The 19,668-nt window shown below is 71.1% G+C and carries 15 protein-coding genes; 7 read left to right on the forward strand and 8 right to left on the reverse strand.

All coding sequences use genetic code 11. The features are described from left to right. Nucleotides 1–38: 38 nt before the first annotated feature. Together AC068B_RS29725 and AC068B_RS29730 are read right to left on the reverse strand one after the other, a co-directional pair. The gene (locus AC068B_RS29725; RefSeq protein WP_478674671.1) at nt 39–710 is read right to left on the reverse strand and encodes a response regulator; all 672 of its coding nucleotides are present in this window, start codon (nt 708–710) and stop codon (nt 39–41) included. Beyond that, a complete protein-coding gene (locus tag AC068B_RS29730; protein WP_478674672.1) occupies nt 704–1,912 on the reverse strand; it encodes a sensor histidine kinase in 1,209 nt (402 codons plus the stop codon). Before AC068B_RS29730 ends, AC068B_RS29725 begins: the two co-directional genes overlap by 7 nt. Before the next feature lie 142 nt (nt 1,913–2,054). On the opposite strand from AC068B_RS29730, the gene AC068B_RS29735 reads away from it, so the two are divergent. Then, a complete protein-coding gene (locus AC068B_RS29735) occupies nt 2,055–3,197 on the forward strand; it encodes a glycosyltransferase family 4 protein (RefSeq protein WP_478674673.1) in 1,143 nt (380 codons plus the stop codon). Nucleotides 3,198–3,207: 10 nt separating this feature from the next. Here AC068B_RS29735 and AC068B_RS29740 read toward each other — a convergent pair whose 3' ends face one another. From AC068B_RS29740 to AC068B_RS29765, 6 genes are all read right to left on the reverse strand, one after another. After that, nucleotides 3,208–4,356, reverse strand: coding sequence for an LOG family protein (locus AC068B_RS29740; protein ID WP_478674674.1), 1,149 nt, complete (start codon nt 4,354–4,356; stop codon nt 3,208–3,210). 37 nt (nt 4,357–4,393) lie between these two features. Next, nucleotides 4,394–4,798, reverse strand: a complete 405-nt coding sequence (locus tag AC068B_RS29745) for a VOC family protein (protein WP_478674675.1) — start codon at nt 4,796–4,798, stop codon at nt 4,394–4,396. Between the two features lie 110 nt (nt 4,799–4,908). Continuing rightward, nucleotides 4,909–6,132 carry a hypothetical protein gene (locus AC068B_RS29750; RefSeq protein WP_478674676.1) on the reverse strand — a complete coding sequence of 408 codons (1,224 nt, stop codon included), beginning with the start codon at nt 6,130–6,132 and terminating at the stop codon, nt 4,909–4,911. Continuing rightward, the gene (locus AC068B_RS29755; RefSeq protein ID WP_478674677.1) at nt 6,114–7,034 is read right to left on the reverse strand and encodes an ABC transporter ATP-binding protein; all 921 of its coding nucleotides are present in this window, start codon (nt 7,032–7,034) and stop codon (nt 6,114–6,116) included. Before AC068B_RS29755 ends, AC068B_RS29750 begins: the two co-directional genes overlap by 19 nt. 185 nt (nt 7,035–7,219) lie before the next feature. Continuing rightward, complete coding sequence (locus tag AC068B_RS29760) at nt 7,220–8,599, reverse strand: aspartate aminotransferase family protein (protein WP_478674678.1); 1,380 nt, start codon at nt 8,597–8,599, stop codon at nt 7,220–7,222. Further along, a complete protein-coding gene (locus AC068B_RS29765; RefSeq protein ID WP_466144740.1) occupies nt 8,584–9,129 on the reverse strand; it encodes an Lrp/AsnC family transcriptional regulator in 546 nt (181 codons plus the stop codon). Before AC068B_RS29765 ends, AC068B_RS29760 begins: the two co-directional genes overlap by 16 nt. Before the next feature lie 166 nt (nt 9,130–9,295). Between AC068B_RS29765 and AC068B_RS29770 the strand changes: the two genes are divergently transcribed. The 6 genes from AC068B_RS29770 (at nt 9,296) to AC068B_RS29795 (ending at nt 19,668) form a co-directional block, all read left to right on the forward strand. After that, entirely contained in the window at nt 9,296–10,744 is a 1,449-nt protein-coding gene (locus AC068B_RS29770; protein ID WP_478674679.1) for a gamma-aminobutyraldehyde dehydrogenase, read from the forward strand. A 198-nt stretch (nt 10,745–10,942) separates the two neighbouring features. Continuing rightward, nucleotides 10,943–13,543 carry an MXAN_6230/SCO0854 family RING domain-containing protein gene (locus AC068B_RS29775; RefSeq protein ID WP_478674680.1) on the forward strand — a complete coding sequence of 867 codons (2,601 nt, stop codon included), beginning with the start codon at nt 10,943–10,945 and terminating at the stop codon, nt 13,541–13,543. 156 nt (nt 13,544–13,699) lie between these two features. Next, on the forward strand, nt 13,700–14,863 hold the full coding sequence (locus AC068B_RS29780; protein WP_478674681.1) for an ABC transporter substrate-binding protein: 1,164 nt from the start codon (nt 13,700–13,702) through the stop codon (nt 14,861–14,863). A gap of 346 nt (nt 14,864–15,209) precedes the next feature. After that, complete coding sequence (locus AC068B_RS29785) at nt 15,210–17,090, forward strand: FAD/NAD(P)-binding protein (protein ID WP_478674682.1); 1,881 nt, start codon at nt 15,210–15,212, stop codon at nt 17,088–17,090. 6 nt (nt 17,091–17,096) lie between these two features. Further along, the gene (locus AC068B_RS29790; protein WP_478674683.1) at nt 17,097–18,344 is read left to right on the forward strand and encodes an ATP-grasp domain-containing protein; all 1,248 of its coding nucleotides are present in this window, start codon (nt 17,097–17,099) and stop codon (nt 18,342–18,344) included. Further along, a complete protein-coding gene (locus AC068B_RS29795) occupies nt 18,337–19,668 on the forward strand; it encodes an ATP-grasp domain-containing protein (protein ID WP_478674684.1) in 1,332 nt (443 codons plus the stop codon). Before AC068B_RS29790 ends, AC068B_RS29795 begins: the two co-directional genes overlap by 8 nt.

A 19,668-nucleotide genomic window follows, 5' to 3' on the forward strand; every position in this document is an offset into this window, starting at 1 on the left:
GGTCCAGGTCCGGCCGGTCCAGTGCTCCAGCGGCCGCGTCAGCGGGGCGCCGACGGCCTGACCAGCCCCAGTTCGTACGCGAGGATCACCGCCTGCGCCCGGTCGCGCAGCCCCATCTTGGTGAAGAGGCGGTTGATGTGCGTCTTCACGGTGTGGTCGGTGATCGTGAGCCGTTGGGCGATCTCCGCGTTCGACAGGCCCTGCGCGATGAGGACGAGCACCTCGGCCTCGCGGGCGGTGAGCCCGTCGACGTCGCCCGCGGGCGACGGGGGCGCGGCGGCCCGCTGACGGGTGAACTCCGCGACCACGCGCCGGGTGATCTCGGGGGAGAGCAGCGCGTCACCGGCCGCCACGACCCGTACGGCGTGCAGGAGTTCGGGGAACGTGGCGTCCTTGAGCAGGAAGCCGGAGGCCCCGGCCGCCAGCGCCTCGTACACGTACTCGTCGAGCCCGAACGTCGTCAGCATCAGCGCCCTCGTCGCACCCTCGGACGCGGCGAGGATCTCGCGGGCGGCGTCGATGCCGTTCATGTGCGGCATGCGGATGTCGAGGAGGACCAGGTCGGGGCGGTGCTCGGCGGCGAGACGGACGGCCTGGACGCCGTCCGCGGCCTCGGCGACCACCTGGATGTCGTCCTGGGTGCCCAGCAGGTTCACGAAGCCGGTGCGGACGACGGCCTGGTCGTCGGCGACGAGGGTCCTGATCACCACGGCAGTTCCGCCTCCACCGAGAAGCCGCCGGTCAGGCCCGCGCCCGCGCTGAGGGTGCCGCCGACGAGGGCGGCGCGTTCGCGCATGCCGGTCAGGCCGTGGCCCGTCGGGGAGCTGCCGGGTCCCTGCGGTTCCGGGGGGCCGGGTCCGTCGTCGGTCACGCGGAGCGTCAACCGGTCCTTGCGGTAGCCGAGTTCGACCGTGGCGCGGGCGCCGGGCGCGTGCTTGCGGGCGTTCGTCAGCGACTCCTGCACGATGCGGTACGCGGACAGCTCCCATGCGGCGGCCAGCGGCACGCGCTGCCCGGTCACGCGCAGCTCCGCGGTGCCGCCCACCGCCCGGTGCTGCGCGAGGAGGTCGTCGAGGCGGTCGAGGGTGGGCTGCGGGGAGGCCGCGGCCGCCGTCTCGTCGCGCTGCGGGGTGCGCAGGACGCCGAGGAGGCGGCGCAGCTCCGCCATCGAGTCGCGGGCCGTCCCCGCGATCTGCTGGAAGCCGTCCCTGGCCTGCGGGGTCAGCCCCGGAGTCGTGTACGTCGCGCTCTCCGCCTGCACCGCGATCATCGACACCGAGTGCGAGACGATGTCGTGCAGCTCGCGAGCGATCGCCGCACGCTCCGTCTCGGCGGCCCGCCGCCGCTCCACCGCGATCAACTGGGCCTGCGCGAGGGCGCGTTCGTGCCGCGTCTCCTCGCGGGCGCGCACCGCGTCGCCCATGCTGACGGCGCCGAGGATCACCGCGGAGAGCCCGAACGCCTCCGCGAAGAGGCCGAGCGAGCCCGCGTTGCCGAGCGCGGGCACGTCGGGCAGCCGGTCGTCCCGAGCCCAGCTCAGGATGTGCCAGAGATTCGCCGCCACGGCGCCGAGCGCGCCGCCCGTCACGAGCAGCGCCGGGTGCAGGACGCGGTGGCGGGCGAGCACGTAACAGCCGATGAGCCCGCTGACCATGACGGCGATGGACAGCGAGGTGTCGGCGCCGAAACTCAGCAGTCCCGCGGCCACGGTGGCCAGGGCGATCGGCGGGAAGGCGCGGCGCCACATCAGGGAGGCGGTGGAGAACAGGATGGCGGTCGCGTTGGTCAGCGAGCCGGGGAACGCCACGAGTTCGGCGGCCGCCCCCGCGGTGAGGGCCGCGCCCGTGAGCCACGGGTAGGCGGGGGCATCGGTCAGCGCGCGCAGGCGCCGACGCAGGGTCGTCGTGCTCATGCCCCTGATTCTTCCGGGCCGCGCGGTGCTGGTGCGTCGGCGTCAGGGTGGAGGCCGGAGCCCGATGTCATGCCACGGGTTGACCTCCGGGTGCGGAGCCTCGTGCGACGCGCCGCGGACCGGGGATTCCTAGCGTCGGAGCATGCCCCGCACTCTTGTCGTCACCAATGACTTCCCGCCCCGGCAGGGCGGCATCGAGACCTTCGTGGACACGCTCGTACGCCGCTTTCCGCCCGGCGCCGCCGTCGTCTACACCTCGGCCGAGCCGGGCGGCGTGACGTACGACCGTACGTTCCCCCATCCCGTCGTACGCGACCGGGCGCACACCCTCCTGCCGACGCGGCGCACGGGGGAGCGGGCCGTCGCCCTCGCCCGGCAGTACGGCTGCGACAGCGTCTGGTTCGGGGCCGCCGCGCCGCTCGGGCTGCTCGCCGGGCGGCTGCGGCGGGAGGCGTCGGTGCGCACGGTCGTCGCCACGACGCACGGGCACGAGGTGTGGTGGGCCCGCACGCCGGGCGCCCGAGCGCTGCTCCGGCGGATCGGGGCGGGCGCCGACCGCGTCACGTACCTGGGGGAGAGCACGCGGGGGCCCGTGCGCCGGGCCATGGATCCCGGGGTGCGGTTCGAGCGGCTCGTGCCCGGTGTCGACGCGCGGGCGTTCAGGCCGGGTCTTGACGGACGGCCGGTGCGCGAGCGGTACGGGCTCGGCGACGGCAGGCCCGTCGTCCTGTGCGCCGCGCGCCTCGTGCCGCGCAAGGGGCAGGACACCCTGATCGAGGCCCTGCCGATGGTGCGCAGGGCCGTCGCCGACGCCACGCTGCTGTTCGTGGGCACGGGCCCCCACGAGGCGCGGCTGCGCGAACTGGCCGCGGAGGAGGGCGTGGCGGACGACGTGGTCTTCGCGGGCGGCCACCCGCACGACGCGATGCCGCACTTCTACGCCGCCGCCGACGCCTTCGCGATGCCGTGCCGCACGCGCAGGCGCGGCCTGGAGGTGGAGGGGCTCGGCATCGTCTTCCTGGAGGCGGCCGCGGCCGGACTGCCGGTCGTGGCGGGCGACTCCGGGGGCGCGCCGGACGCCGTCCTGGACGGCGAGAGCGGCTACGTGGTCGACGGCCGCTCCCCGGCGGCCGTCGCGGACCGCCTCGTACGACTCCTGCGGGACCGCGCACTCGCCCGCGGGATGGGGGAGAAGGGGCGGGTGTGGGTGTGCGAGGAGTGGGACTGGGGGCGGTCGTACGAGGTGCTCGCGGGGCTGCTGCAGCGGTGCGGACCGACCCCCTGACCCCGGCGGCTCAGTCCGTGCGGGCCGCCGCTCCGAGCCTGCGCAGTGCGTCCGGCGCCTCCTCCACGTCGTCCACCAGCGCGGTCCGCGACTCCATCGACCGGCCGCGGGCCAGCGACTGCAGCAGCGGCCAGACCGGCAGGTGCTCGGTCCAGTGGGCGCGGTCGACGAGGACCATCGGGGTGGGCTCGCCGCGGGACTCGTAGTAGTTGGGGGTGGCGTTGTCGAAGACCTCCTGGACGGTGCCTGCCGCGCCGGGGAGGAAGACGACGCCCGCGTTCGAGCGGGCCAGGAGGCCGTCCTCGCGGGTGGCGTTGGCGAAGTACTTGGCCAGGTGGGAGGCGAACGCGTTCGGCGGCTCGTGGCCGTAGAACCAGGTGGGGATGCCCACCGAGGCGCCGCCGTCCGGCCACCGCTCGCGGACCGCGAAGGCCGCCTGGGCCCAGTCGGTGACCGACGGCGTGAACGACGGGGACTTGGCGAGGAGTTCGAGGGCCTTGTCCAGCATGGGGTCGTCGAAGGGGGCGGCGTAGGCGCCGAGGTTCGCCGCCTCCATCGCGCCGGGCCCGCCGCCCGTCGCGACCGTGAAGCCCGCGCGGGCCAGCGCGCGGCCGAGGCGGGCCGCTCCCGCGTACGCCTCGGTGCCGCGGGCCATCGCGTGGCCGCCCATGACGCCGACCACTCGGGACCCGACGAGGAGTTCGTCGAGGGCGTCGGAGATGGAGTCGTCGTGTATGGCGCGCAGCATCGAGGAGAAGACGTCGCCGTCGGCCTTGGTGCGCTGGAACCAGTCGTACGCGTGGGCGTCCGGCGTCGCCTCGTACCCGCCGTCGGCGAGGCCGGTGAACAGGTCGTCGGGGGTGTACAGCAGGCCGCGGTACGGGTTGAACGGCAGTCCGGGGACGGGCGGGAAGACCAGCGCGCCGCCCGCCCGCACCTTCGCCGCCGCGTCCTCCCGCATGGGGCAGCCGAGGAAGACGGCGCCCGCCACGTCGGCCGCGAGGAGGGCGGAGGTGCGCTCCGTCAGGTCGACGGCCTGGACGCGGCACCCCGCGAGGGCGCCGCGGCCGGTCACCTCGTCGAACTCGGAGAGGGTCTCGATCTCACGGTCCTCGCCGGGGAGTTGCGGGGTGGACGCGCGTTCGGGAGTCGGCTGCATCCGCCCATGCTAAGCAGGCCGGATGCCGGGGGCTCGGTCAGCCCTGGACCTCGGACGGGTCCATCCACATGATCTCCCAGGTGTGGCCGTCCAGGTCGTCGAAGCCGCGGCCGTACATCGTCCCGTAGTCCTGGACCTTGCCCGCGGTGCCGCCCGCGGCGATCGCTCTGTCGACGAGCTCGTCGACCTTGTCGCGGCTCTCGGCGCTCAGACAGATCAGGGCCTCGCTGGTCTTGGTGGCGTCCGCGATCTCCTTCTGCGTGAAGTTCGCGTAGTGCTCCTTGCTCAGCATCATCGCGACGATGGTGTCGCTGATCGTCACGCACGCGCACTCGTCGGTCGAGAACTGCGGGTTGATCGTGTAGCCGAGCTCCGTGAAGAACTTCTTCGACGCGGCGACGTCGGACACGGCCAGGTTCACGAAGATCATCTGCTGGTACATGAGTGTCTCTCCCGGTGTGTGTGCGCTGTCAGCGCGTGTGCTTACGGAGGGATAGACATCCGTTCGACTCGGAACTCATCGCTCGTCGCGAACTTTCTTCGGGTCTCTCTTCAGGGGGTCAGCGGCACTGCCGCCAGCTGTGCGACGACCCAGGTCAGCGGCCCGAACACGGCGACGAGCGCGCCCGCGCGGAGGGCCGCCGAACCGCGCAGCATCGTCGCGGGCGCCCCGAGCCGCAGCAGCGCGGACGTCGTATCCGAGCGGGACTGCCGGGCCTCGACGGAGGCCGTGGCCAGGGTCAGCACGGCGCAGCCCGCGACGAGCAGCGCGCCGAGCGTGGTGAGCGGACCGGCCTCGGGGCGCGGACCCGCGTACAGCACGATCGAGGCGTACGCCCCCGACGCCACCGCGCACAGCACGCCGAGCGGACGTCCGATGCGCCGCGCCTCCTCCTGGAGGACGCGCCCCGCGAGCAGGCGCACGGCGCCGGGCCGCACCGCCTGGAGGACCCGTCCGCAGAGGTAGGTGAGGCCGGGGCCCGCGAGGACGAGGCCGAGCGCGGTCAGCGCCCAGCCCGCGAGCACGCCCACGGGGCTGCCGTCGGCGCTGCCCGGCATGGGGAAGCCGGAGCGCGGACCGCTGCCGGAGCGGCTCGCGTACGTCTCCACGGCGAGGCCCGCCGCGAGCAGCGCGACGCCCCAGGGCAGGCCGCTGGGCGGCGTGGCGGGGGCGCCGGGCTCCGACCCGCCCGTGGGCTCGGACGCGCTCTCCGTCCCGGCGCCCTTCTCGGCGTTGGCCCCGGTGGCTCTGGCGGCGCCCGGTCGCCGTGGCCGCAGCGGTCGCAGCACGAACGCGCTCGCCGCCGACGCGGCGAGCGGGACCAGGGCGAGCAGGGTGAGCGCGGCGGCGACCGGCAGCGGACGGCGGGCGGCCAGCAGATCGGCCGCCGCCCCGTCGAAGGGGAGCCCCGAGACGTCGCCGCGCAGATGCAGGAAGAAGAGCAGCGCCAGCACGGAGCCGAGCGTGCAGGCCACGGCCGTCGAGATCGCGGCGAGCACCATCAGCCGGACGGGGCCGAGGCCCACCGCGGAGAGGCCGCTGCGGGGCCGGGTGCCGGGGTCGGTACGGGCGACGGCGACGGCGAAGTACACGGTGGCGGCGATCGGCGCGAGACACCACGCGAGCCGCAGCGCGGCCCCCGCTCCGGGGTGCTCCATCGCGTACGCCAGGGTGCAGAGCAGCAGGAAGCCGGTGCCGGCGGACGCGGCGGCGACGAGGAGCCGCCGCAGCTGGACGAGCGGGTGCGCGCCCCGGGCTAGACGGAGAGCGAGCACGCGGCCCGGCCTTCCGTCTGGGCGGAGGTGGTGGCCGTGGTGGCTGTGGTGCCGGTGGTGTTCGTGGCGCCTGCAGTACCTGTGGTGCTCGTCGTGCTCGTGGTGCCCGGCGTACCGGAAGCGTCTGCAGTTGCTGTCGCTGTCGATTTCGCTGGCCGGGGAGCGGCCGCCCGAGCCGCGCCGCCGGACGCGTCGGCGCCCCCCGCCGCCCCCGGCAGATGCACCGTGCTCACGCGGCGGCCGTCCAGGAGGGTGACCGTGCGGTCGGCGAGTGTGGCGACTTCCGGGTCGTGTGTGGCGAGGACGACCGTGATGCCGTGGGAGCGGGCCGCCGTCGTCAGGGTGCGCAGCGCGAGCGTGTGGTCGGCGCGGTGCAGGGGAGCGGTGGGCTCGTCGGCGAAGAGCACGGACGGCGTGGTGACCAGCGCGCGGGCGATGGCGACGCGCTGCCGCTCGGACTGGAGGAGCGCGTGCGGGCGCTTGCGGGCGCAGCCGCCGATGTCGAGGCGGTCCAGCCACTCCTGGGCTGCGGGCTTGGAGACCCGGTGCGAGGCGCCGCGCAGCATCATCGGCAGGGCGACGTTCTCCCAGGCGGTGAGCTCGGGGACGAGGTGGGGCTCGGGATCGATCCAGCCGAAGCGGTCGCGGCGCAGCCGTTCGCGTACGAGCGGGCCCATCGTGTGGACGGGGGTGCTGTTGAACCACACCTCGCCCTGATCGGGGAGCAGCTGGCCCGAGAGGCACTGCAGGAGGGTCGTCTTGCCGCTGCCACGGGGGCCGTTGACGGCGAGGATCTCGCCCTCGCGGACACCGAGCGAGACGCCGGTGAGGGCGGGGGAGCCGTTGTGCGTGACATGCAGGGCGCGTGCCCACAGCACGTCGTTGTCCGGCGGGGCCACCATGGCGTACACCTCGGTTCAGATCAGCTCGACTCCCCCGTACGGGGGAACGAAGGCGGGGCCGATCGGTCACTGGGCACGGTAGGGATTCAGGCGGACTTGCCCGGAAACGACGCGGCCCGGGGGCGCTCGTTCTCACTCGAACGGCGGCCCCGGGCCGGTGTTGATCACAAACTGCTACGAATCGGTCAGAGCTTCGTCCACGCCTCCGTGAGGACCTGTCGCAGGATGCCCTCGATCTCGTCGAAGGTGTCCTGGTTCGAGATCAGCGGCGGGGCGAGCTGGACGACCGGGTCGCCGCGGTCGTCGGCACGGCAGTACAGGCCGTTCTCGAAGAGCGCCTTGGAGAGGAAGCCGTACAGGACGCGCTCGGTCTCCTCGTCGTTGAACGTCTCCTTGGTGGCCTTGTCCTTCACGAGCTCGATGCCGTAGAAGAAGCCGTTGCCGCGGACGTCGCCGACGATCGGCAGGTCGTGCAGCTTGCGGAGGGTCTGGTAGAACGCGTCCTCGTTGTCGAGGACGTGCTGGTTGAGACCCTCCTTCTCGAAGATGTCGAGGTTGGCGATGCCGACCGCGGCCGAGACGGGGTGGCCGCCGAAGGTGTAGCCGTGCAGGAAGGTGTTCTCGCCCTTGTAGAACGGCTCGGCGATGCGGTCCGAGATGATGCACGCGCCGATCGGGGAGTAGCCCGAAGTCATGCCCTTGGCGCAGGTGATCATGTCCGGGACGTAGCCGAACTTGTCGCAGGCGAACATCGTGCCGAGGCGGCCGAAGGCGCAGATGACCTCGTCGGAGACGAGCAGCACGTCGTACTTGTCGCAGATCTCGCGCACGCGCTGGAAGTAGCCGGGCGGGGGCGGGAAGCAGCCGCCCGCGTTCTGCACCGGCTCCAGGAAGACGGCCGCGACCGTCTCCGGGCCCTCGAAGAGGATCTCCTGCTCGATCTGGTCGGCGGCCCAGCGGCCGAAGGCCTCGGGGTCATCGCCGTGGATCGGGGCACGGTAGATGTTCGTGTTCGGCACCTTGTGCGCGCCGGGGACCAGCGGCTCGAAGGGGGCCTTGAGGGCGGGCAGACCGGTGATGGACAGGGCGCCCTGCGGGGTGCCGTGGTAGGCGACCGCGCGCGAGATGACCTTGTACTTCGTGTGGTTGCCGTTGAGCTTGTGGTACTGCTTCGCCAGCTTCCACGCGGTCTCGACGGCCTCGCCGCCACCGGTGGTGAAGAAGACCTTGTTGAGGTCGCCCGGCGCGTAGTCGGCCAAACGTTCCGCCAGCTCGACGGCCTTCGGGTGGGCGTAGGACCACACCGGGAAGAAGGCCAGCTCCTGCGCCTGCTTGTAGGCGGTCTCGGCGAGCTCGTGACGGCCGTGGCCCGCATTGACGACGAAGAGGCCGGAGAGGCCGTCCAGGTACTTCTTGCCCTTGTCGTCGTAGATGTAGGTGCCCTCGCCACGCACGATGGTGGGCACGGGTGCGTTCTCGTAGTCCGACATGCGGGTGAAGTGCATCCACAGGTGGTCGTACGCGGTCTGGCTGAGGTCCTTGCTCACGGCTATCGGGTTCCCCACATATAGGTCTGCTTCTTGAGCTTGAGGTAGACGAAGCTCTCGGTGGAGCGCACGCCGGGGAGGGCGCGGATGCGCTTGTTGATGACTTCGAGCAGGTGGTCGTCGTCTTCGCAGACGATCTCCACGAGGAGGTCGTGCGAGCCCGCGGTCATCACCACGTACTCGGCCTCCGGCATGGCGGCCACGGCGTCCGCGACCGGGTCCACATCGCCCTCGACGTCGATGCCGACCATCGCCTGCCTGCGGAAGCCCACGGTGAGCGGGTCCGTGACGGCGACGATCTGCATCACGCCCTGGTCGAGCAGCTTCTGGACGCGCTGGCGCACGGCCGCTTCGGACAGGCCGACGGCCTTGCCGATGGCGGCGTACGGACGGCGTCCGTCCTCCTGGAGCTGTTCGATGATCGCCAGAGATACGGCGTCCACGGGAGGGGTGCCGTTCCCACTGCCGCTTCCGCCAGGGTTTCCGGTGCGGGAGCTGCGAGGGGTGCTGGGGTCTGCGCTGCGACTGGCCACAGCCTCACTGTGCACGACGTCTCGTCACTTCCGCAAGGCTCAATCGATGAAATTCGTTGTCTGGGACTTCAATCCTCACGGATTCCGCAGTTCTGGGCAGCTGGGTATGTTGAAAGCGTCGGTGCAGCGACTAGGGTGGGTGTCTCATCCACTGGACATCTGAACTTGGAGGGCCGCGGAAGTGACCACCGAGCTGCGCCGTCTGCGCAACTACATCAACGGAGAATTCCGGGACGCGGCCGACGGACGGACCACCGAGGTCATCAACCCGGCGACCGGCGAGGCCTACGCGACCGCGCCGCTGTCGGCCCAGGCCGACGTGGACGCCGCCATGAAGGCCGCCGCCGACGCGTTCCCCGCCTGGCGCGACCTGACGCCCGCCGAGCGGCAGAGGGCCCTGCTCAAGATCGCGGACGCGTTCGAGGAGCGGGCCGAGGAACTGATCGCCGCCGAGGTCGAGAACACCGGCAAGCCGACCGGACTCACCCGGTCCGAAGAGATCCCGCCCATGGTCGACCAGATCCGCTTCTTCGCGGGCGCGGCCCGGATGCTCGAAGGCCGCGCCGCGGGCGAGTACATGGAGGGTCTGACCTCCATCATCCGCCGCGAGCCGATCGGCGTCTGCGCGCAGGTCGCGCCGTGGAACTACCCGATGATGATGGCCGTCTGGAAGTTCGCCCCGGCGCTCGCGGCGGGCAACACGGTCGTCCTCAAGCCCTCGGACACGACCCCCGCGTCGACCGTCCTGATGGCCGAGATCATCGGCTCCATCGTGCCGCCCGGCGTCTTCAACGTGGTCACGGGCGACCGCGACACCGGCCGCTCCATGGTCGAGCACCCCACCCCGGCGATGGCCTCCATCACCGGCTCGGTGCGCGCGGGCATGCAGGTCGCCGAGTCCGCCTCCAAGGACCTCAAGCGCGTCCACCTGGAGCTCGGCGGCAAGGCGCCGGTCGTGGTCTTCGAGGACCTCGACAGTGCGGCCATCGCCAAGGCCGTCGAGGACATCTCCATGGCGGGCTTCTTCAACGCGGGCCAGGACTGTACGGCCGCCACGCGCGTGCTCGTCCACGAGTCCATCCACGACGAGTTCGTGACCGCGCTCGCCAAGGCGGCCGCCGACACGAAGACCGGCCAGCCGGACGACGAGGACGTGCTCTACGGCCCGCTCAACAACGCCAACCAGCTGACGCAGGTCTCCGGCTTCATCGACCGGCTGCCCGCGCACGCCAAGGTCGAGGCGGGCGGCCAGCGGGTCGGCGAGAAGGGCTACTTCTACGCCCCGACCGTCGTCTCGGGCCTCAAGCAGGACGACGAGATCATCCAGAACGAGGTCTTCGGCCCGGTCATCACCGTCCAGTCCTTCACGGACGAGGCGCAGGCCGTCGAGTACGCGAACGGCGTCGAGTACGCGCTCGCCTCCTCCGTCTGGACGAAGGACCACGCGCGCGCGATGCGCATGTCCAAGGTCCTCGACTTCGGCTGCGTCTGGATCAACACGCACATCCCGCTGGTGGCGGAGATGCCGCACGGCGGCTTCAAGAAGTCCGGCTACGGCAAGGACCTCTCGGCGTACGGCTTCGACGACTACACGCGCATCAAGCACGTGATGACGTCCATCGAGGGTTAGTACGGCCGCGGCCCCGGCCGAGGGCCAGTGGGCCCTTGGCCAGGGCTAATTGGGATGCCAGGCCCCGCCGCCCCCGCGTACCGTTGCGTACGCGGGGGCGGCTCCGTGGTGTGCTTCCTTCTTTCCTTCTCTGCAAAAGATCCGTAGCGCACCCACTCCCCGCCCCCGCCTTTCTCTGCACCACGGGGGTGGGACCTGATGACGACGATGACCGACGACCTCGCGGGGCTGCTGCTGCGCCGTCGGCAGAGCGTGTACGTCCCCGAAGGCACCGGACGGTCCGCCGTGACGGACGCGGGGACCGTCGTCCTCGAAGCCGAACTGGCCGACCGCGGACACCTGCTGACCGCCCCGCTGCGCCGCGCGCTGACCGAGCTGTCCGCCGACGACCTCGCGGCGACCGGGCGCAAGCTGCTCGCCGACGTCGACGCCCTGATGGGCTCCGACCGGCGCCACACCCCGCTGTTCGCAGGGTTCCCCGCCGAGACGTCGTACCAGCACGCGTACGACCGCTACGCCTTCCTCGTCGCCGAGCACCTCGCCGCCCAGCCGCACCAGCCCTGCATGAACTGCGGGAGCACCAAGGCACGCGTGCGTGCGCTCGACCCCTGCGCCCACCTCCTGTGCGACGACTGCCTCGGCGCGAAGCGGGACGTCTGGTTCTGCTGCGACCAGTGCTGCGAGTGGTACGAGTGCCCGATCTGCGACAAGCGCTACGAGACCGACGGTCCCATCGACCCCTGGCTCGACACCGGCGCGGGCCTCGACGGTGACGGCGGCCCCGTCCTGCGCGCCCTGCGCCTGGGCGCGCCCGGCGACGCGGCCGCCGAGCTCACCGCGCTGCTCGCCCGCCGCACCCCCCTGAACCCGCAGGACCACGACGACCTCGTCCTGCTCCTCGGCCACCTGGACCCGGCCACCGCCGCGCACTGGCTCCCGGCCGCCATTCCGCTGCGCGAGAGCAAGGCACTCGCGCTCACGCCGCTCCTCGACCTGCCCGACGTACGCCCGCTGGTCGAGCGGTACGCGGACACGGCCACCGACGTGCTGCGCATCCTCGTCGTACGGTCCGGGGGCGACCCCGACCTGCTCGAACCGCCGCGGCTGCGCGGCCTCCCGCGCCCGGTGCGCCGTGCGCTCCTCGCCCTGCTCGACGGGTTCGACTTCCCGCGCCTCGCCGAGGACATGGCACGCCACCCGCGCGCGTGGAAGCGGGCCGGTGAAATCCTGCACCCCTTCGAGCAGGCCCACCGCCACGCGCGCTTGGCGCTCGCCTTCGCCGTCCTGCGCGGCACCCGCGTCGGCGGCGGCGCGCTCGGCGAGACCCTGCTCGCCGAGGCCGCCCGGCACGACGACGTCAGGATCGCCGGTGACCGGCTGCGCGTCGTCACCTGGCAGGCGCGCGTCGAGGAGGCGCTCGGCCGCTGGGACGTCGAGGCGGCGGTGCGGCTGCTGCGCGAGCGCCCCGGTGAACTCCTGCGCCGCCTCGACCTGCTCCTTGCCCGCTCCGGTTCGGTGACGCTCCCGGACACCGTCGGCGAGGCGCTCGCCGACGCCCTGCCGCACTCCGGCCCAGGACCGCTGCTCGGTGCGTACGGGCGGATGAAGATCCGCGCCGTGCCGGGGCACCGCCGCGTCTTCTTCCCGCGCGGCCGGGTCACCAAGGCGTACGCGGTCGAGGACCACCGGCCGCCGCTGCCCGTCAGGACCGCGGGCCGCGCCGGTGAGCTGATCGAGGCGGAGGCCGTGCGGCGCCTCGCCGAGCGGAAGGGCGAGCGGTACGACGTGGCCGTCCTTGACGCCGCGCTCGCCGACCTGCCCTTGCCCTTCGCCGAGCGGGCGTCGGCCGCCTCGCTGGTCGCCGTGCCGCGCGGCAGCTCCCTGCCCGTGCCCGCGGACAGCGAGAACCTGCGGCTCTTCCTGCACTGGATGCAGTCCAAGGGCACGCGCGTCGACCTCGACCTGTCCGTCGCGCTCTACGACGACCTGTGGCGCTTCATCGCCCTCTGCGACTACACGCATCTGGAGTACGCGGGCGGCGCGGCGCGGCACTCCGGTGACCTGACCGCCGCACCCGCCCCGCACGGCGCCACCGAGTACCTGGACCTCGACCTGCCGCGGCTCGCGCACACCGGGGTGCGGTTCGTGGTGCCCGCGGTGTTCTCGTACAACGACGTGCCCTTCGACGAACTCCCGGACGCCTTCACGGGGTTCATGGCGATCCGTGGCAAGGAGCGGGCCGTCTACGACCCGCGGACGGTCCGCCAGCGCTTCGACCTCGCGGGCGACGCGAAGCTGACCGTGCCCATGATCGTCGACCTCCGGGCGCGGCGGGCCTGGTGGACGGACGTCACCCTCGCCACGGCGGGCTCCCACCACGCCGTGGGGCGCTACCGCAAGCAGATCGGCCGGATGGGCAACGACCTGCTCGACACCTTCCAGCCGTGCGGCCGGGCCACGCTGTGGGACCTGGCCTGCTGGACGGCGGCGGCCCGCACCGACGGCGACGTGTACGTGCGCGGCCGCGGCCACGTCCTGTGGGGCTACCGCCGTGCCGAGGACGAGCCGCGCGCCGACTTCGCGCTGCGCATACGGGACGGCTGGGAGCCGGACACGCTGCGTGCGGAGGCGGAGTTGACGGGCCGGGCCGCCCTGCTGGCGCTGCTGCACGGCGAGTTGGACGGCGCGCAGGACGCCGCGTCCGGCACGGCCTACCGCCTCTACCCCGGGCCGGTGGACGCCGCACCGCTGGAGCGGATCACGGCGGGCGACCTGGCGGCCTGGCTGGAGCCCGTGTGACGCGGGGGCGTGATTTTGTGTGTGGGGGCATGACGTGCGCCGGGTGATCGACAAGGTGTCGGCTCCACGCGGCGGGGCTCGACGCTGCGTCCATTGCCGCGCCGCCGAGCGGGGGCGCATGCTGCCGGGGTGCGAGCGAACCCCGTAGCTTCTCCCGTGTCCCGCCGTTCCCTGCTGCGCGTCCTGGGCGGCGGTGCGACCCTCGGCGCGCTCGCCGGGTGCGGCGTGCCCGCCGCGTACATCGAGCCGGGGGAGCGGGCCGCGGGCGACCGCTCCCGGCAGGACAAGAAGCTGACCTTCGCCAACTGGCCGCTGTACATCGACACCGATGACGACGACAAGACGAAGCGCCCCTCGCTGGACGCCTTCGAGAAGCGGACCGGGATCGACGTCCGCTACACGGAGGAGATCAACGACAACGACGAGTTCTTCGGCAAGATCAGCCCGTCCCTGATGAACCACCAGGAGACGGGCCGCGACCTCATCGTCATCAGCGACTGGATGTGCGCACGCTTCGTCCGGCTCGGCTGGGTGCAGGAGATGGACCGCGCGCGCCAGCCCAACGTGTCCAAGTACCTGGACCCACTCCTGCGTTCACCGCACTTCGACCCGGGCCGGAAGTACACCGTGCCCTGGCAGTCGGGCATCACCGGCATCGCGTACAACAAGCGCAAGGTCGGCCGCGAGATCAAGCAGGTCTCCGACCTCTGGGCGGACGACCTCAAGGGCCACGTCACCCTCCTCTCCGGCCTCGACGAGGCGTTCGCGCTGCTCCTCCAGGGAGACGGCGTCGACATCACGAAGTGGACGGCCGACGACTTCCACCGGATGTGCGACAAGGTCGAGAAGATGGTCGACAGCCACCACATCCGCCGCTTCACCGGCAACGACTACATCAAGGACCTCTCCAGTGGCGACGTCCTTGCCTGCCAGGCCTACAGCGGCGACGTCATCCAGCTCCAGGCGGACGACCCGGACATCGAGTTCGTCGTCCCCGAGGAGGGCGCCGAGCTCTGGGCCGAGTCCCTGATGGTCCCCAACCTGGCCCGCCACAAGCAGAACGCCGAGCGGCTCATCGACCACTACTACGACCCCGAGGTCGCCGCCGACCTGGCCGCCTGGGTCAACTACGTCTGCCCCGTCCCGGCCGCCCGCGACATCCTCGCCTCCGCCAAGGACAAGGAGCGCGCCGCCCTCGCCGAGGACCCGCTGATCTTTCCCGACGACGCGATGCGCAAGCGGCTCGTCATCGCGCGGGACATCACGTCGAAGGAGCGGACGGAGTTCGCGAAGCGGTGGAACGCGCTGGCGGGGTTGTAGGCGGCGACGGGGCTCCACGGTCGGCGTCGTCCCCACCGGCACCTCCGGCCGTCCGATGAGACATAGATCACGCCATGGTGACTTGTTCTCGATCTGTTCGTACCGAGCGTGCATACGCGGGTTTGAATGTCCGGATTCCGCGGTCCCTTATGGCGTGGTCCATGCCGTCCCCCGCTCGGCGCGCCCCCGTCCCGGTCACGCTCCGTAGACAATTCCGGAACTCAAGCCACACTTGAGCCCCTGCGTAAACGCATTTACCCGATGATCTCTCGCGCATAAAGTCCGATGCGGCTCGGAAGGAACGCCCGACGTTCCACATCTCCCTAACCCATCAGCGAGGGATTCTGTGAGCGACGTCAACGGCCATCGGCACGCCCACCGGATCGCCATCGTCGGGTCGGGCCCGCGGGGGCTCGCCGTACTCGAGCGCATCGCGGCGCGGCTCCAGAAAACCTCGAGTCATTCCGGAGTGAAAATCCACCTGATCGACTCGACCGAAGTCGGGTGCGGTCGCATCTGGCGCACCGACCAGGACGAGCTCTACCGGATGAATACCGTCGCCGATGAGGTGACCATGTTCTCGGGACCCTCGGACAAGGGGCCGGTCCGTCCGGGTGCGGGCCCTTCGCTCGCCGAATGGTGGCGGTCCCGGGATCCGCGGGTGGGGAGAAATGAATACGCTCCCCGCAGGATCTACGGCCGCTACATGCGGTTCGTCCTGGGGGCGATAAGGAAAACGCTATCGCCCGCGGTCTCTTTCGAGGGAATTCAGGACCGTGTCATCGATCTGGACCGGGAATCCGAAGTCTTCCATGTACGTCTCGAAAGCGGACGGACGATCCAGGCCGACAGCGTCGTCCTTGCTACCGGGCACGGCGTTCCTCGCCTCAAGGGTGCCGAGCTCGCCTTCGAGGAATTCGCCGCCCGAAGAAGCGGGATCCAGTACGTACGGAGCGACTCCCCCGCGGAGATGGACCTCGACGGAATTCCCGCGGGCGCACCGACCGGAGTCATCGGTCTCGGCCTCTCGTCCTATGACGTGATCTTTTCCCTCACCGAGGGGCGCCAGGGCAAGTTCCTGGAGGTCGCGGAGAACGAGTACAGCTACCAGCCCAGCGGTCACGAGCCGCTGATCGTCGCTGGCTCCCGCAGCGGGCTGCCGCTGCCCGGCCGCGGGCGGAACCAGAAGGCGCCCGACTACTCCTACCGGCCCGTTCTGTTCAAGGCCGACGAGATCCTTGAGCGTTCCCACGGCCGCCCCTTGGACTTCCGGTCGGACGTGGTCCCGAGCGTCCTGGCCGAGATGCACCTGGTGTACTTCTCGACGCTGGTGCGTGCAGGGGCGGGAGCGGAAGAAGCGGCCGGAGAGTCCGCGCAGTCCGCGTTCGTCGAGGCGGTCAAGGAGCGAGGGGCCCGTGACGCCCAGGCGATCAGAGAGGTCGCCGAGGCCTTCGGGGTCCGCGCCGAACCCGTCGACTTCTTCGCCCTGGCGCGCCCCTTCGACGGGCATTCCTACGCATCGCCGGAGGACTTCACCCACCATGTGATGGCGTTCCTGCGCGAGGACCTCCAGCACGCCGAGGCCGGTAACCGGCTCGATCCGCTCAAGGCCGCGCTCGACGTCCTGAGGGACACACGCAGCGAGATACGCAAACTGGTGGACTTTTCAGGACTCACCGCGGAGTCGCACGCGAAAGACTTCCTCGGCTGGTTCGGTCCCCGAAGCTCTCTGCTGTCCTCCGGACCGCCGCGAAGACGCGTTTATCAGTTTCTCGCGCTCCTCGAAGCCGGAATCGTGCGCATCGCCGGTCCGGATACTCGTTTCGGCGTGAGCGAATCCGCGGGATGCTTCACCGTCGGATCGTCGGCAGTCGCCGGTTCCGAAGCAGAACTCGATGTCCTCATCGATGGCAGGGTTCCCGGTACGGACCTGGCCCTGGACAGCTCCCGCCTCATGGGCAGCCTCCGCGATCGGGGCGTATTGACGGAGCACGTCAACAGCAACGGCGAAAGCGTCTTCCGTACGGGCGGAGTCGCGGTGACAGGCTCCCCATTCCACCCGGTGGCACGCGACGGCTCGGCGCCCGATGGCCTGCACGTGCTCGGCATCCCGACCGAGAACACGCGCTGGTTCACCTTCGTCGGAAGCGGCAGGCCCGGCCCCTGGGCCGAGTTCTTCAATGATGCGGACGCAATAGCCGGACACATACTCAGCAGAGCAGGGTGAGGCATCGTGGAAAACATAATCATGTCGCCGCTCAAGGTATTGCTCCGCAATACACCGCAAGAATGGGCCGAAGCCACCCAGAACACGGCCCATCTGTTGACGGGCACGGACCGCGACCACCCGCCGGAATGGATCGAGGCGCACTACGGTGCGGCATTCCCCGAGATCGAGTGCTTCCCGAATTACGCGATGAACGACCTGGTCGGGAAGCGGGCCGACCACCTGCTCGCGAACGGCGGGTTCAAGCGGGTCATCCCCATGGCGGAGGCCGACGTCCTGCGCGCGGCAGCGCTGCGCGAGCGGCACGGACTGGCCGGTATCCGCCCCGAGGACGCGGTCTACATGCGCGACAAGTTCCTCATGAAGCAGTGCGCGTCCGCGGGCGGCGTGCCGGTGGCCGATTTCAGGAAGGTCCGCAACGCCTTCGAGCTCCTCGACTTCGCCGACGCGGTCGGCTTCCCCGTCGTACTGAAGCCGATCGCGGGCAAGGGCTCGGCCGATACGTACATCCTCGACTCGGAGGAGGAGCTGGACTCCCTCCTGAGCGAGGGGATCTTCGCCGGGATCGAGCGCGAACCGGACATGCTCGCCGAGTCGTTCGTCCACGGCACGCAGCTGCGCGTCGACGGCTTCTACTCCCAGGGCGTCTGCCGCTTCATGAGCGCGGCCCGGTACATCGGCAGCCACATCGACTTCCTGCACGGCGGGTTCATGGGCAGCACGATGCTCGACGCCCGCAGCGACCTCTCCCGGGAGGCGATCGCATTCACCAGGAACCTCCTGGAGAACGTGCTTCCGTTCGGGCCCGAGGGGCTCTTCCACGTGGAGCTCTGGCAGCGCCCCGATGGTCGGCTCGTCCTCGGGGAGGCCGCACAGCGGCTCGGCGGCGGCTCGATCTTCGAGGAGAACCGGGCCGGGTTCGGGGTCGACTTCAAGATGGCCGCGGTCCGTGCGTTCTGCGGGTTCGAACCGTACGACTGGCCGCTGACGGAAGCCCTGCAGGAGCGGATCTCGGGGCAGACGACGATCTCCCCGCGGCCCGGGGTCCTGACCAAGGTTCCCGAGTCGGTTCCGTTCGACTGGGTCATCGACTACACCTGCGCCCCCGCCGGACGCCGCTACCAGGCCATGCGGCACACCAACGGCGAGATCGCGACCTTCCTCGTCACCGGCGAGACCAGCGAGCAGGTCGAAGAGCGGCTGCGCGCCTGCGTCGAGTGGTTCTACGCGAACTCGGAGTGGTCCGATGCGTGAGGAAACAGCGGAGGGCGGTGAGGTCGTCCGGCACCTGCTCATGATCGGTGGGGCTCGCGAGGTCCCGAGGAACTGCTTCCAGGCCGCTCCGGGACTCCGGATCACCGTGATCTGCCGCCGGGAGGTCGAGGGCAAGGTCTGGGACAGGGAGAACCTGCACCGGCTGCTGATCCTCGACCGCGGGACGAGCCGGGAGGAGTGGCTGGGCATCGTCCGGGCCGTCCACGAGCACGACCGCATCGACGCGATCGTCAACTTCACCGAGTCCGACGCGGACAGGACCGGATACATCGCCGAGCAGCTGGGGTTGAGGTGCTACTCCGAGCGGACCGCTCACTGGGTCACCGACAAGCACCTCATGCGCGCCCGTCTCGTCGAGACCGGTGTCGATGACACTCCGGCGAAGAAGGTCTTCGGAGCCGACGAGCTCGCCAAGGCCGCCGGGAACCTCGGGTACCCCGTCATCTGCAAGCCCGCGGGAGGCATCGGGAGCGTGGGCATCAGCAAACTGACGTCTCCCGCGGACGTCTCCAAGGCCTTCACGTGGAGCACCGAGGGGACCGAGGGCCTGGACGCGGACGAACTCATCGTCGAGCCCTTCCACCAGGGCCGGGAGTTCAGCGTCGAGTGCATCAGCGAGGCGGGCAGGCACTTCGTCGCGGGGATCACCCAGAAGTCCACCGACCAGGAGAGCTTCGTCGAGGTCGGGCACCTGGTGCCCGCTCCGCTGCCCGAGGCGGAGGAGGCGGCCGTCGCCGACACCGTGCGCCGGATGCTGGACGCGCTGGAGGTGCGGGACGGCGCGACCCACACCGAGGTGATCCTCACCGAGAACGGCGTCCGGATCATCGAGACCCATCTGCGCTACGGCGGCGACCGGATCCCCAACATGCTCGCGGCCGCGACGGGGATCGACATCCAGAAGCTCTGGGCCCGGCAGGCGGTCGGCCACTCGATCACCGCGGAGGCCGAGGAGGCGATGAGGCGTCACCGGAGCGGCGAGCGCGCGGAGTTCGCGGCGATCCGGTACCGGTGCGCCGACCGCAGCGGCGTGTTCGCCGCGGTCCACGGCATCGAGGAAGCGCGGGTGATGCCCGGCGTGGCGGAGGTCGCCACGGTGGCCGGTGTCGGCCAGCGGATCGGCGATCTCACCGGGTCGCTCGCGCGGCTCGCGTTCGCCTGGGCGCTCGGCGCGACGCCGGAGGAGGCGGAGGAGCGTGCGCGGGCGGCCGTGGACTCGCTCACCTTCGACCTCGACGACGAACCGCTCGACCCTGGTGCCGAACCGATCGACCGCGACGACGAACCGGGATGCCGCCCGTGA

Source organism: Streptomyces sp. NPDC042371, from assembly GCF_056437465.1.